Below are 14,145 nucleotides of genomic sequence, written 5' to 3'. Positions count from 1 at the left end.
GGTCAGGACCGCCCTTCTGCCGTGGAGGCGACCAGGTCGGCACGGCCGGACAGCAGCAGCGTCTCGGCCCGGTCGTCGTCCATCCCGTCCTCCACGATCAGCGCGGGAACGCCGTACACCAGCCGGGCCTGTTCGGCGAGGAGGGACCTGGTGAGCGGGGTGCCGTCCTGTACGGCGACCAGGTCCGGGGGCACATCACCGCCCAAGGCAGCGGTCAACTCCTCGTACAGCGCGGGGAGTTCAGCCTCCCCGTCGGGCGCCGTCAGCCACAGGCACCGCGAGCCCCCGCCCCGCAGCTCCGCGAGCTGCTCGGCGGTCAGGCGCCGTCGGTCGAACTCCATGAACGGCGTGTCGAGGGGGGCGTGTCCCTCATGGGCGACGCGCCAGTCCCGTACGACCCGGTCGACGAAGTCGGGGTCGCGACGGGCGATCCGGTCCTTGCCGATGGAGCGGGAGATGAAGTGGAAGGCGAACTGGGTGGGGCCGAGGGCGTCGTGGTAGCGCCCGAAGTGCTCCCACCAGGACAGGCTGGGCCGGGCGGCGCCCTGGATCTTCTCCACCGGGGGGCGCCGGGCGGCCTCGTACGCCTCCAGGGCGGCCGGCAGGTCGTCGCGGTGGGCGACGAGGCTGTCGGCGAGGGCGACGGCGTCCTCCATGGCCATCTTGGTGCCGGAGCCGACGGAGAAGTGCGCGGTGTGGGCGGCGTCGCCGAGCAGGACGACGTTCCCGCTGTGCCAGCGGCGGGTGCGGCGGGTGCGGAAGTTGCCCCAGCGGGAGTTGTTGACCAGCAGTTCATGGCCGTCGATCTGTTCGGCGAAGAGCTTCTCCAGGTAGTGCCTGGTCTTCTCGTCGCTCGGTCCGGGCGGCTGTGCGGTGTCGAACTCGTCGAGGCCCGCCCGCCGCCAGGACTCCTCGTCGGTCTCCACGATGAAGGTGCTGACGCTGTCGCTGATCGGGTAGCCGTGCACGGCGAACGTGCCGTGCGGCCCGTGCTCATGGACGAAGGTCAGGCCGTCGAAGAGGTAGTTCGTGCCGAACCAGATGAACTTGGCGGTCGCGACCTCCACCTCGGGGACGAGGACGTCGGCGAGGCGGTCGCGGAAGCGGGAGTTGGCCCCGTCGGCGGCCACGATCAGGTCGTAGTCGGCGAGCCCGGCCGGATCGGCGGGGATCTCGTGGCTGAAGCGGAGATCGACGCCGACCTCGGCGGCCCGCTCGTGCAGCAGCTGGAGCAGGGTCTTGCGGGTGATGGCGGCCATGCCGTTGCCGCCGCAGCGGATCCGTCGGCCCTTGAGCCGTACCTCGATGTCGTCCCAGTGCCGGCCGTGGTCCGCGAGCGCCGTGCGCAGCACGGGATCGGCCTCGTGGATGGCGGCCAGGGTCGCGTCGGAGAACACCACGCCGAAACCGAAGGTGTCCTCCGGGCGGTTCCGTTCGAAGACCGTCACCTCGACCGACGGATCGGCCTGCTTGACGAGCGCCGCGAAGAACAGCCCGCCGGGGCCGCCTCCCACGCAAGCGATCCGAGAAACCATGGCTGCGACCTCCGCATCGAGTACAGGCCCAGACTCAGGCCCGCGAGCATCTTGTGTCAATGGATACACGGGCGTCAATAATTTGTTGCGCATTTTCGCGAGGGGAAGTGCGGGATCAGCCCACTGCTCGGGGGGAGTGCCGACCGAACCGCTCACCTTCACGACGACCGTCCGTGTGCCATAGTCGTTTCCGTGAAGCCTCGATCAATCGTCTTCGACCTGTTCGGCGACTACGTCCGCTACCGCGGCGGCGACGCCAGGATGCGCACCCTGAGCACCCTGATGGGCTGCTTCGGCGTAGGGGAGAGCACGGTCCGGGTGGTTCTGGCGCGGTTGCGCAAGGAGGGCTGGTTCGACGTCCGGCGCGAGGGCCGGGAGACCGTCTACGCGCTCAACAAGCGCAGTCTCCAGCTCCTCGACGAGGGCCGCTCACGCATCTTCGACCGGGCACCGGCCGACTGGGACCGGCACTGGTACATGGTCATCTACTCGGTCCCGGAGACCGAGCGCGGTGTACGCGACCGCATCCGCAAGGACCTTGCCTGGCTGGGCTTCGGCCCGCTGGCGCCGTCCACCTACGTCTCCCCGCACGACCGGCTCCAGCAGGTCCGGGAGAAGTTCGCGGACGAGCCGGCCGTCCGGCTCGACACCCTGCGCTGCCAGTCCGGCGGACTGCCCGTCGACCGGGAGATGGCGGCCCGCAGCTGGGACCTGGCCACCCTGAACGAGGACTACCGGGAGCTGCTGCGCACCTATCGCGGCCGGATGCCGTCGTACCGGGCCGGGCACCTCAGCCCCGAGGAGGCCCTGGTCGAGCGCATGCGGCTGACGTACGACTACCGCAAGTTCCCCTTCCGCGACCCCGCTCTGCCGACCGAGCTGCTGCCGGCGGGCTGGGTGGGCCACGAGGCGCACGAGATGTTTCTGGAGGCCCACGACGTCCTCGGCCCGTCGGCCGAGTCGTACTACGACGAGGTGGCGGGCACCCGCCGCACGCCGCGGGCGTAGCCGCCACCGGCGGCGTCGCGTTACGAAAGGTGCCCCAGCTCGTGCGACGCCGCCGTCACCGTCGCGTGCAGTTCGCGGGTCACCTCGGCGAGGTGGTCCGGGGTACCGGCGCTTTCCGGGAGGACGACGGAGATGGCGAGCGGCAGCGGGTCGCCGGCCGCGAAGACCGGGGCGGCGACGGAGATGATGCCCGGGATGACGCTGCCGTGGGTCTCGGCGTGCCCCTGTTCGAGGACGCGGGCCCGGGTGTCGGCGAGGCGTTCGGCCGTCCACTCGGCCTCCTTGCCGCGCAGCTCGCCGCTCAGCACCTCGCCGGTGAGGCTCTCGGGCAGATGGGCCAGGAAGACACGGCCGACCGATGACGTGAGCAGCGGGAGCGTGGCGCCGACGCGCACGGTCAGGGGCAGGGGGCGGGTGCCGTAGGCCCAACTGACGACGATCGGGCCGCGGTCGCCCCAGACGGAGAGGTTCACGGAGTGGCCCGTGCGGTCGCGGAGCCGTGCGGCGTGGCCGTCCGCCACCGCTACCTCGTTGGTGCGGCGCAACGCCTCGGCGCCCATACGGCGCATGGCGGCGCCGAAGTCGTAGAGGCCGGACGCGGGGTCCTGCGAGGTCAGCCCTATGCGGCCGAGGCTCACGAGGTAGCGGTGCGCCTTGCTGGGCTGCATGCCGCTGGCCTGCGCGATCGCCGACAGGCTCAGGGCGCCGCCGCCGCTCTCCAGCGCGAGCAGGACCCGCATCGCGGTCTCGACGGACTGGATGCCCTGCCGTTCCCCGTTGTGGTCCTTGGGGTCAGTGGTGGTCACGGCGCAGCTCTCTCCCCTGTCGATGGACGAACGCGTGGGCGCTCCGCTGGAAGTGCCGCGATGTGCCGTGGGTTCCTGTGCGGCGCCGTCGTGGCTGGTCGCGCCGTTGCCCGCGCCCCTTTGGGGCGTCGGCGAACCGCCGGCCGACGAGCCTACCCCGCGTTTTCTCGACCGATCTTACATTCACTATTGCGGAACGCGTTACGTTCTGGTGAACTGCGGACCGGTGGCACTCACCGCCACCCGGCTGGCCCCGCCGTACCGGCGTCCCCCCTCGCAGCCGAAGAGCCGCCTGTCCGACGCGCACACACTCGCCGTCACCCCGCCCGCTCCGGCCACGTACGCCGAACCGGGCCCCCTCCCCGCAACCGCCGGCGAGACCTCGCTCCCCCGAGGCCTCGTCGGTGTTCGCCACCCGATCCCCGGCCCCCGGCCGCCCCGAGGAGAACTCCGCAATGAAGCTGATCGGCCTCGAAGAGCACTTCGTGACCCCGGATCTGGTGGGCCACGGCGCGTCCACCGCCTCCATCGCCCAGCCGCACGCCTGGGCGGAAGCCTCGCGCCGGCTCCTCGACCTCACCGAGGAACGCCTCGACGACATGGACGCGGCGGGCCTGGACATGCAGGTGCTGTCGCTCAACTCCCCCGGTCTCCAGGCCGAGAAGGACCCGGCGGCCGCCGTACGCCAGGCGAGCACCGTCAACGACTTCCTGACCGGTGTCATCGCCGAGCACCCCGACCGCTTCTCCGGCTTCGCCGCCCTGCCGCTGCAGGACCCGAAGGCCGCCGCCGACGAGCTGGAGCGCGCGGTCACCCAGCTCGGTCTGCGCGGTGCCCTCGTCAACGCGCACACCCACGGCCGCTACCTCGACGACCCCGAGCTCCGCGTCGTCTGGGAGCGCGCCGAACATTTCGACGTGCCGCTCTATCTGCACCCGGCCAACGGCGTCGACACCGCGCACGTGCTGTCCGGCCACCCCGAGCTCGTCGGGCCGATGTGGAGCTGGGGCATCGACACCGCCACCCATGTCCTGCGGCTGGTCTTCGGCGGAGTCTTCGACGACTTCCCCAAGGCCAAGCTGCTGCTCGGCCACATGGGAGAGGGGCTGCCGTTCGTGCTGTGGCGCATGGACTCCCGCTGGGAGTTCCACGCCCACCACGGCATCGAGCTCAAGCGCGGGCGTCCCTCGGAGTACATCCGCGAGAACCTCTACATCACCACCAGCGGTGTCTGTTCCTCCGCCCCGCTGCTGACCGCGCTGCTCTCGATGGGCGCCGACCACATCCTCTTCGGCACCGACTACCCCTTCGAGGACATCGAGACGGCCACGAAGTTCCTGCGGAACGCGCCGATCAGCGACGCCGACCGCGTGAAGATCGGCCACCGGAACGCCGAGAAGCTCCTCGGCCTCGCCACCGACGACGCCCCCGCACCCGCACCCGCGTACGCCGGTGTCTGAGGCAGTGGAACGGAAGGGCACGCACATGTACGACGTCGCCGTCATCGGGTACGGGCCCGTGGGCATGGTCACGGCGGCACTGCTGGGTCAGGCAGGCCATGACGTGATCGTGCTGGAGCGCTACCCCACCCTCTACAACCTGCCGCGCGCCGCCATCTTCGACGACGAGACGATGCGCACCTTCGACCGTCTCGGTCTCTCCCGGGCCCTGCTGCCGACGCTGCACGTCCAGCGGAACTACGAGTGGCGCAACGGTGCGGGCGAGTTGCTCATCGAGCACGACTTCGCCGCCGTCGGCGGCCAGGGCTGGGCGGAGTGGTACATGATGTACCAGCCCTTTCTGGAGGACGCCCTCGACGGTTTGGTCCGTGGTCTCGGCAACGTCGAGATCCGCATGGACTCCAAGGTCACCGCCCTCCACGACGCCCCGCACGGCGTGGACGTCCGGGTCGAGGGAACGGACGCCGTCGTCCCGGCCCGGTACGTCGTCGCCTGCGACGGCGGCAACAGCTTCACCCGGGACTGGCTCGCCGTCGGCCAGGAGGACTACGGATTCTCCGAGCCGTGGATGGTCTGCGACTTCCGGCTGAGGAAGGACGGCGGCGCGGACATCCCCAAGGCCCGCCAGGTGTGCGACCCGAAGCAGCCCGTCTCGATCATCTCGCTGGGCCCCGAGCACCACCGGTTCAGCTTCATGCTCGACTCGGTCGAGTCGTTCCCCGTCGAGCGGGAGCCCGACCGGGTGTGGGCGCGGGTCGCCGAGTACGTCGACCGGAGCCAGGCCGACCTCATCCGCGTCGCCACCTACACCTTCCGCTCGCTCGTGGCGGAGCACTGGCGCCGCGGCCGGATCCTGCTGGCCGGGGACGCGGCCCACCAGATGCCGCCGTTCCTCGGGCAGGGCATGTGCTCGGGCATCCGGGACGCCCAGAACATCGCGTTCAAGCTGGACGCCGTGCTGCGCGGCGCCGACGACGCGCTGCTCGACACCTACCAGAGCGAGCGCGAGCCCCATGTCCGGGCCATCATCGCCAAGGGCATCGAGCTGGGCCGGGTGCAGACGATGCGCGACCCGGTGGCCGCCGCCGAGCGCGACGCCCGGCTGATCGCGCAGCGCCAGGCCGACGGCCGCCCCGAGAAGATGCGCTTCCCGGGTCTCGGCCCGGGTCTGCACGACGCGTCCCCGCAGGCCGGGCATCTGATGCCGCAGGGCCTGGTCGAGGCGCACGGCACCGTGGGGCTGTTCGACGCCGTACTCGGCCGGGGGTTCGTCCTCCTGGCCGACGGCCGCGAAGGCGGCTCGCTCGCCCCCTCGGCCATGGCCGAGGCCGCCCGGCTCGGCGTCGGCGTCCACCACCTCACCGACCGCCGCCTCACCACCGAGGGGTTCACCGATGTCGGCGGCGTCTACGGGCGCTGGTTCGACGAGACCGGCAGCGCCGCCGTCCTGTGGCGGCCCGACTTCTACATCCTCGGCGCCGTGGCCTCGCTCACAGATGCCCCCGCGCTCCTGAAGACCCTTGCCACAGCAGTCGAGCCGATGCAGGCTCCTGCAATCGTCGGAGAAAGGATCCGGCCATGACCGCTCCGTCCGTCATACGCCCGACCGTCCGCAGAGTACCCGCGACCACGTTCATGCTGGTCGCCGCGTGGATCGTCTCCTCCCTTGAGGGATACGACCTCGCCGTGTACGGCGTCACCGTGCCCGCGCTCCTCGGCGACCCCTCACTCGGCATCGACAAGGCGGAGGCCGGCACGATCGGCTCGCTCGTCGGCATCGGCATGCTCATCGGCGCGGGCCTCGCCGGGGCCCTCGTCCACCGCACCGGGCCACGCCGGCTCCTGCTCGCCGGGACCACGGTGTTCACCGTCGGCATGGCGGTCTGCACGGTCGCGGGCGGCGTGCCGTCCTTCGGCGCCGGCCGTCTGATCGTCGGCCTCGGTCTGGGAGTCGTCCTGCCGACGATCAACGCCTTCGTCGCCGACCTCAGCGAACCGAACCGCCGCAGCCGCAACATCGCCCTGATCATGAGCGGTTACGCGGCCGGTGCCCTGGTCTCCCCTCTGCTGGGCACGGCCCTGCTCCCCGACGTGTCGTACCGCTGGCTGTATGTGATCGGTGTCGTCCCGGTGTTCCTGGCCGTGCCGCTGCTGCTCAGGCTCCCCGAGAGCCCGTTCCACCTGCGCCGTACGGGCCGTGCGGCCGAGGCGCGTGAGGTGGAGGAGCGGCTCGGTCTCGCCCCGGCGGAGGCGGCGCCGACGGCGGACCCGGGCCGCCTGCTGGGTCTCGGCTCGCTGCTGACGGGCGGGCTCGCGGTGTCGACCGTGCTCTTCTGGGCCATGTCCTTCTGCGGTCTCCTGCTGGTCTTCGGCATCAGCACCTGGCTACCCAGCATCATGCAGGCCGCCGGCTTCTCGCTCGGCTCGGCGCTGCTGCAGACCGCGGCGATGTGGCTGGGCGTCGGCGTCGGCGCCATCGTCGGCGGCCGGATCGCGGACGCGCTCGGCGCCAAGCGGGTCGTGGTCGTCGCCTTCCTGGTCGGCACCCTGAGCCTGATCGCGATGAGCACCCGCCCGCCGACGGTCGTGATGTTCGTGCTCATGTTCATCAGCGGCTTCGGGTTCATCGGTTCGCAGATCCTCGGCAACGCGTTCATCGTGACCAGGTATCCGGACGCCGTGCGCGGCAACGGTCTCGCCTGGGCCCTGTCCATCGGCCGGCTCGGCGCGATCGTCGGCCCGTCCCTGGGCGCGTTCGTGCTCAGCTCCGGCGCCGACGTCGAGTGGGCCTTCTACGCCTTCGCCGTCCCCGCGCTGGCCGGGGCGGTCGCGGCGGGTGCCGTGCCCCGGGTACGCGCGACGGTGGCGCCGTGAGCCCCGTCCGCTCGACGGTGGTGTACGAGTCCTGGGGTCAGCGGGTCGTCTTCGGCTCCGGGACCGCGCGGGACGACGTGGCGGCCGAGGTCACCGGGCTCGGCGCGCGCCGGGTCCTGGTGATCGCGGCCGACGCCGAACGCGCCCTGGCCGAGGACCTCTGCGAGGGCCTCCCCGTCGTCGGGATCTTCGGCGGGGTCCGGCCCCACGTACCGGCCGAGGTCGCGGGCGCCGTCCGGGCCGCCGCCCGTGAGCACGCCGCCGACCTGCTGCTGAGCGTCGGCGGCGGCTCGACCACCGGCACCGCGAAGGCGGCGGCGCTCACCACCGGCCTGCCGGTCCTCGCCGTCCCCACCACCTACGCCGGCTCCGAGGCCACCCCCGTCTGGGGCCTCACCGAGGACGGCCACAAGCGCACCGGCGTCGACCCGAAGGTGCTCCCCCGGGTCGTCGTCTACGACGCCACCCTGATGCTGTCGCTGCCGGCCCGGCTGTCGGTGACGTCGGGGCTCAACGCCCTCGCCCACTGCGTCGACGCGTGGTGGGCCCCCCGGCACAACCCGATCAGCTCCGCCCTGGCCGCCGAGGGCGTCCGGTCGCTGGCGTCCGCGCTGCCGCGCGTCGTCGCCGACGGCCAGGACGTCGCCGCCCGCCGCGACATCCTCTTCGGCACCTACCTCGGGGCGGTCGCCTTCGCCGGGGCCGGTTCCGGACTGCACCACAAGGTGTGCCACGTCCTAGGCGGCGCGTACGACCTCGAACACGCCGCCCTGCACTCCGTGGTGCTCCCCCATGTGGTCGGCCTGAACCTGCCCGCCGCCCCCGACGCCGCACAGCGCCTGGGCGGGGCACTCGGCTCGCCCGCCGATCCCTTCGGCGCGCTCCTCGACCTCTACGCCAGGCTCCAACCCCCTTGCTCCCTGGCCGAGTTGGGACTAGCCGAGGAGGAACTCGACCGGGCCGCCGAACTGGTCATGGCCCAGGTCCCGGCCGCCAACCCGCGCCCGGTGACCCGCGACGCCATGCGCGCGCTGCTGGGGCGCGCATGGCGCGGGGACGTGCCGGTGCCAGTACCGGTGTCTCCGGCCGGCCTTCATCCGAATGAGTCCCCTCGCGCGAAAGAGCCGGCCGATGACTGAGCAGGAGCTGACCGACAAGGTCGTCGCGAGCTTCGACGGCGCGCGGGACGACCGGTTCCGCGAGGTGATGCGGGCCCTCGTCCGGCACGCGCACGCCTTCGTGCGCGAGACGCGGCTCACCGAGGAGGAGTGGTCCGCGGCGATCGCGTTCCTGACGGCGGCCGGTCACCTCACGACCGACACCCGCCAGGAATTCGTCCTCCTCTCGGACGTGCTCGGCATCTCGATGCTGACCGTCGCGGTGAACGAGCCGGGCGACGGCGAGGCCACCGAGTCCACGGTCCTCGGCCCCTTCTTCGTCCAGGACTCGCCCGGCATCGCACTCGGCGGGGACATCGCGGGAGGCGCGAGCGGCGAGCCCTCGTGGGTCGAGGGCCGGGTCACGGGCCCCGACGGCTCCCCGGTCGCCGGGGCCCGGGTCGAGGTGTGGGAGGCCGACGACGACGGGATGTACGACGTCCAGTACGACGACGGCGGGCTCGCCGGGCGCGCGCACCTGTTCACCGACGCCGAGGGCCGCTACCGGTTCTGGGGGCTCACCCCGACGCCGTACCCGATCCCGGACGACGGCCCCGTGGGGCGCCTTCTCGACCGGGCCGGCCGTTCCCCGATGCGGGCACCCCACCTGCACTTCAAGGTGACGGCACCCGGCTACCGCCCGCTCATCACGCACATCTTCGTCGCGGGCGACCCCACGCTGGACGCCGACTCGGTCTTCGGTGTGAAGGACTCACTCGTCCGCCCGTTCGACCGCCGTCCGGCCGGGACACCCACACCGGACGGCCGCCCGGTGGAAGGGACGTGGACCTCGGCGCGCTTCGACATCGTGCTGAGGAAGGAGTAGGGGGCACGTACGGCGCTCGCCCGGCCGGTCGTGGGCGGGGTGACGTAGGTCGTCGTCAGGGGTTGACGGCGCCGCGTGTGACGGTCAGCGTCGAGAGCGCACGTATCTGGGAGCGCTCCCACTCACCGTGTGTCGAAGGGACGGCCACATGCAGACGCCTCGCCAGTTACCCCGTCGGACGGTGGTCGCGGCCGCCGCCGCGGGACTCGTCACCACCGTCGCGTCGCCCGCGCGGGCCGCCGACGCCCGGGCGGCCCGCTTTCACACGGTGGGCCGGGTCAGGAAGGCCTCGGACGGGACCGTGCGGTACAGCTGGCCCGGCATCTCCTTCGAGGGGCGGTTCCGAGGGACGGGGGTCGGCGTCGTCCTCGACGACGCCGACAACGACTACGACGTCCAGGTCGACGGAACGACCGTCGCCACCCTGGTCACCCCGGGCCGGACCATATCCTGGATCGACGGGCTCGCCGACGGCACGCACCGCGTGCGGGTGGTGAAGCGGACGGAGAGCCCGTGGGCGGCGGGCAGGTTCGGCGGGTTCGTCGCCGCCGCCGGTGGCGCGGTTCTCGCGAGACCCCGGGCACGGAGCAGGCAGATCGAGTTCATCGGTGACTCGTTCACCGCCGGATACGGCAATGTCTCCACCACCCAGGACTGTTCCGGCAACGGCGGGGTCAACCGGAACAGCAACGCCGATCTCGCTTTCGGCGCGCTCACCGCACGAAACCTCGACGCGGACCACCAGATCAACGCCTTTTCCGGCCGTGGAATGGTCCGCAATTACAACGGCGGCGAACCCGGCACCGACTTTCGCACGTACTACGATCGGGCCCTGCTGAACATCGAGGGCGACGTCTGGCGGAAACCGGCGAGCTGGCGTCCGCAGGTCGTCGTGGTCGGGCTCGGCATCAACGACTTCTCGACGCCCCTGAACCCGGGCGAGCGCTGGGCCACGCAGGCCGAGCTGGTCGCCGCCTACGAGAGCGCCTACCACGGCTTCCTCGACACGTTGCGCGCCCGGTACGGGCCCGGGACGTTCCTCGTGGTCTCCGCCGCCCACCTCTGGAACACCACCGCGTTCGCGGAGGCCACCCTGCGGATCGTCGAGGAGCGCCGTCGACGGGGCGACGCCCGGGTCAGCCACTGGTACTACGACGACCCCGCTCTGGATCACCTGGGCTGCGACTGGCACCCCTCGCTCCACGACCACCGGATCATCTCCGGGCTGCTGGACGATCACCTGGCGGGGCTGCCGTTGCGCTGGTAGCGGGGCCGGGGCGGTCGCCGCGCGGCTCAGGCCGTCAGCGCCTGCCCCGGCTGCAGCGTGTCGAGGAGCCCTGCGTGGTGCAGGGCCGCCACGGGGGCGAGGAGGTCGGGGTGGCGCAGCAGGGTGGCCGCCCGCCGGTCGAGGTCGTCCGGGGTGAGGAGGCGGCGGAAGGCGACCGGTGAGCCGGCCGTGTGCGGGGAGTCGGTGAGGGCGGCCACGGCGGCGTGGGCGAGCTCGGGGTCGGCGAGCAGACAGGCCGCCCAGCTGGCCACGACCTCGTCCACCCAGGTCCGCCAGGCGTACTCCTCCGGTGCCGGGACGTCGTCGGCGCCGGTGATCCAGTCGAGCCGTGCGGAACCACCGGGTCCCGCCATGCCGACGAGCGCCGCGTCCATCGGTGTCGGATAGCGAAGCCAGGCCGCCACGGTGACGGCCTGCCGGGCCTGGGCCTCGCAGAGCGCGTCGTCGAGCGCGCCGCCGCCCGCCGGGTAGGCGCGGGTCAGCCATTGGGTGGTCGCCGCTATGAGCGGGGAGAGATCTGCGAGCACTGGGCCATCCGTGGGTGTCGGGAATGCGTTGCAAAACGTAACCGGATGCCGTCGGCACGGAAATGGCGCAGGCCACGGAGGGGACGTGTCCTGGGCCACATTTCCCTGCTGAACCGAAAGATGTACCTCCCCAGGCTGATACGGCTCCGGGAAATCAATCCGGGGCGCGATGCGCCCCCCGGGTCGTTCCGCAAAAGTAGCGCCATGGGCGAAACCAGGACGCTGACGAAGCGTCACAGAGGATTTTTCACCGGCCGGTTGGCGGCTGTCGCGGCCGCGCTCTGCGTGGCCTCCGCCACCGCCGTCCTGCTGCCCGCTCCCTCGTCCGCGGCGACGGGAGCGGGTGGCGAGGCGGCGGACCGGGCAGTGGGCGAGACGGGTGGCGACGCGGTGGGCGAGGGTGGATACACGGCCCGGATCAGCCGTACCGAGTACGGCATCCCACACATACTGGCCCGCGACTTCGACGGGCTCGGATACGGCTACGGCTACGCGTTCGCGCAGGACAACGTGTGCGAACTCGCCGACCAGGTGGTGACGTTACGCGGAGAGCGGTCGAGGTTCTTCGGGCCGGACGGGGAGGCCGGTGAGGGCGCCAACCTGGCGAGCGACACGTATTACGAGGGGCAGTCACGCGCGGGCACCGTCCGACGGCTGCTCGACCGGAAGGCGCCGGTGGGGCCGACGACGGAACTGCGCCGGATGGTCGAGGGGTACGCCGCCGGGTACAACCGCTACCTGCGCGACACGGGCGTCGACGATCTCCCGGACGCCCGCTGCGAGGGCAAGCCGTGGGTACGGCCGATCACCGCGCTCGACCTGTGGAAGGTGGTGTACGACGTCAATGGCGCGACCGGTGCGGTCCCGCTTGCCCCGGACATCGGCGACGCGAAGCCACCGACGAAGGGAGAGACGACGGCGAAGGGGAACACGACGGCGAAGGCGGCCCCGCGCCTGCCGGGCCTCGGCGCCGACTTCGGCAGCAACGGGTGGGCCCTCGGGCGCGAGGCCACGCGCACCGGCAACGCGATGGTCCTCGCGAACCCGCATCTGCCCTGGGCCATGGGCGGTTTCCGCTTCTACCAGGTGCAGTTGACCATCCCCGGCACCCTGGACGTGTCCGGCGCCGGCATCTACGGCACACCCGTGGTCCTGATCGGCCACAACCGGCATGTCGCCTGGACGCACACCGCGAGCGACGCCCAGCACTCCTCCGTCTACGCGTTGAAGCTGGTGCCCGGCGACCCGACCAGCTACGTGGTCGACGGCAAGGCCGAGCGTATGCAGCGCCGCACGGTCCCGGTCACCGTCCGCGACGAGAACGGCGGGCTCACGACCGTCGAGCGGACCCTTTACACCTCCCGCTTCGGGGCCGTGCTCTCCTCCGGCTGGACCACCGGTACGGCGTACGCCGTCCGCGACGCCAACGCCGACAACCTGCGCTCCATGAACACCTGGCTGGCCATGGGCAAGGCCCGCGACCTCGGCCAGTTGCGCAGCGCCCAGGAGACCTACCAGGGCATTCCCTGGACGTACACCCTCGCGGCCGACACCGGTGGCGGCACGTACTTCACCGACTCCTCTGTGGTCGCCCATCTCACCGACGAACAGCTGAGGCGCTGCAGCCTGCCGGGCGACGAGGAAGGGCGGCCCTCCGCTCTGGACGGTTCCACCTCGGCCTGTGCCTGGGGCAGCGACCCCGACGCGATCGTGCCCGGTGTCCACGGCCCGTCCCACCAGCCGAGGCTGAGCCGCGCCGACTACGTCGCCAATTCCAACAACGGCCCCCGGTACACCAACCCGGAGTCTCCCCTCACCGGCTTCCCCGCCGCGTACGACAGTGATGCCCGGCTCGGGCAGCGTGCGCAGCTCGGACTGCGGATGATCGGGGAACGCGCGGCCGGCACGGACGGACTCGGCGCCCCGGGTTTCACCCTGGACGGCCTGCGTGCCTCGATGCTGGGCAACCGCGTCCTGTCGGCCGAGACGGGCCGAGACGACGTGGTCGCCATGTGCCGTGCCAACCCGATGCCGAAGGCCACGGACGGCCAGGCAGTCGACGTTCGGCAGGCCTGCGCGACCCTCGCCGCCTGGGACACCCGCGCCGACACCGGCAGCCGGGGCGCCGCGCTCTGGATGACCTTCTTCGAACATCTCCTCGGGGCCGGCCCGCCCGACACCTGGCGGCGCGTCCCCTACGACCCGGAGCAGCCACTCACCACGCCGCGCGGCATCAAGGGCGACGACGTTCGGGTCGGGCGCGCCCTGGCCGACGCCGTCCGGGACTTCGCCGCCCGTGATCTGCCGGTGGACATCGAGCTCGGCGCCGTCCAGAAGTGGGCCGGCATACCGCTCTCCGGCTGCACCGGCGACAAGGGATGCTTCAACGTCGTGGACGCGGGCCCCGAGTCGGGCACCGGTACCCCGCCCGCCGGGGCCTTCGGCACCAGCTTCCTCATGGCCGTCGAACTGACCCCTGACGGCCCGCGCGCCCACACCCTCCTCACCTACGGCCAGTCGGCCAATCAGGCCTCCCCGCACTACACCGACCAGACGCGCCTCTACTCCCGCGAGCAGTGGGTCCGAGAACGCTTCACCCAGACCGAGATAGCGAGTGATCCGGCCTTGGAGGTGACGACGCTGCACCGCTGACACGCTGACCAC

The 14,145-nt window shown here is 71.8% G+C and carries 11 protein-coding genes; 8 read left to right on the top strand and 3 right to left on the bottom strand.

The genetic code is table 11. The annotated features are described in order from the left end of the window. Positions 1-2 precede the first annotated feature (2 nt). Positions 3-1,535: an FAD-dependent monooxygenase gene (locus ACWD26_RS00370; RefSeq protein ID WP_451264609.1), complete on the bottom strand. Its 1,533-nt coding sequence runs from the start codon at positions 1,533-1,535 to the stop codon at positions 3-5. A gap of 192 nt (positions 1,536-1,727) precedes the next feature. Between ACWD26_RS00370 and ACWD26_RS00365 the strand changes: the two genes are divergently transcribed. Next, entirely contained in the window at positions 1,728-2,543 is an 816-nt protein-coding gene (locus tag ACWD26_RS00365; protein ID WP_451264607.1) for a PaaX family transcriptional regulator, read from the top strand. A gap of 20 nt (positions 2,544-2,563) precedes the next feature. On the opposite strand, the gene ACWD26_RS00360 is transcribed toward ACWD26_RS00365, so the two are convergent. After that, a complete protein-coding gene (locus tag ACWD26_RS00360) occupies positions 2,564-3,349 on the bottom strand; it encodes an IclR family transcriptional regulator (protein ID WP_451264605.1) in 786 nt (261 codons plus the stop codon). Positions 3,350-3,804: 455 nt separating this feature from the next. On the opposite strand from ACWD26_RS00360, the gene ACWD26_RS00355 reads away from it, so the two are divergent. The 6 genes from ACWD26_RS00355 to ACWD26_RS00330 all read left to right on the top strand — a co-directional run bounded on the left by ACWD26_RS00355 (position 3,805) and on the right by ACWD26_RS00330 (position 10,933). Then, the gene (locus tag ACWD26_RS00355; protein WP_451264603.1) at positions 3,805-4,809 is read left to right on the top strand and encodes an amidohydrolase family protein; all 1,005 of its coding nucleotides are present in this window, start codon (positions 3,805-3,807) and stop codon (positions 4,807-4,809) included. Further along, positions 4,802-6,391 (top strand): bifunctional 3-(3-hydroxy-phenyl)propionate/3-hydroxycinnamic acid hydroxylase, encoded by a 1,590-nt coding sequence (locus tag ACWD26_RS00350; protein WP_451264601.1) that lies wholly within the window; start codon positions 4,802-4,804, stop codon positions 6,389-6,391. The genes ACWD26_RS00355 and ACWD26_RS00350 overlap by 8 nt, the downstream gene beginning before the upstream one ends. After that, positions 6,388-7,683 carry an MFS transporter gene (locus ACWD26_RS00345; RefSeq protein ID WP_451264599.1) on the top strand — a complete coding sequence of 432 codons (1,296 nt, stop codon included), beginning with the start codon at positions 6,388-6,390 and terminating at the stop codon, positions 7,681-7,683. The genes ACWD26_RS00350 and ACWD26_RS00345 overlap by 4 nt, the downstream gene beginning before the upstream one ends. Further along, the gene (locus tag ACWD26_RS00340; RefSeq protein ID WP_451264597.1) at positions 7,680-8,822 is read left to right on the top strand and encodes a maleylacetate reductase; all 1,143 of its coding nucleotides are present in this window, start codon (positions 7,680-7,682) and stop codon (positions 8,820-8,822) included. The genes ACWD26_RS00345 and ACWD26_RS00340 overlap by 4 nt, the downstream gene beginning before the upstream one ends. Continuing rightward, on the top strand, positions 8,815-9,666 hold the full coding sequence (locus tag ACWD26_RS00335; protein ID WP_451264595.1) for a dioxygenase family protein: 852 nt from the start codon (positions 8,815-8,817) through the stop codon (positions 9,664-9,666). Before ACWD26_RS00340 ends, ACWD26_RS00335 begins: the two co-directional genes overlap by 8 nt. Before the next feature lie 148 nt (positions 9,667-9,814). After that, on the top strand, positions 9,815-10,933 hold the full coding sequence (locus ACWD26_RS00330) for an SGNH/GDSL hydrolase family protein (protein ID WP_451264593.1): 1,119 nt from the start codon (positions 9,815-9,817) through the stop codon (positions 10,931-10,933). A gap of 26 nt (positions 10,934-10,959) precedes the next feature. On the opposite strand, the gene ACWD26_RS00325 is transcribed toward ACWD26_RS00330, so the two are convergent. Then, entirely contained in the window at positions 10,960-11,481 is a 522-nt protein-coding gene (locus ACWD26_RS00325) for a hypothetical protein (RefSeq protein ID WP_451264591.1), read from the bottom strand. 204 nt (positions 11,482-11,685) lie between these two features. On the opposite strand from ACWD26_RS00325, the gene ACWD26_RS00320 reads away from it, so the two are divergent. Next, a complete protein-coding gene (locus ACWD26_RS00320; protein WP_451264590.1) occupies positions 11,686-14,133 on the top strand; it encodes a penicillin acylase family protein in 2,448 nt (815 codons plus the stop codon). The last annotated feature ends 12 nt before the right edge of the window (positions 14,134-14,145 follow it).

The sequence above is a fragment of the Streptomyces sp. NPDC002787 genome, assembly GCF_053592095.1.
The sequence above is the reverse complement of the archived record's forward strand: the minus strand, read 5'-3'. Positions and strand labels throughout refer to the sequence as shown.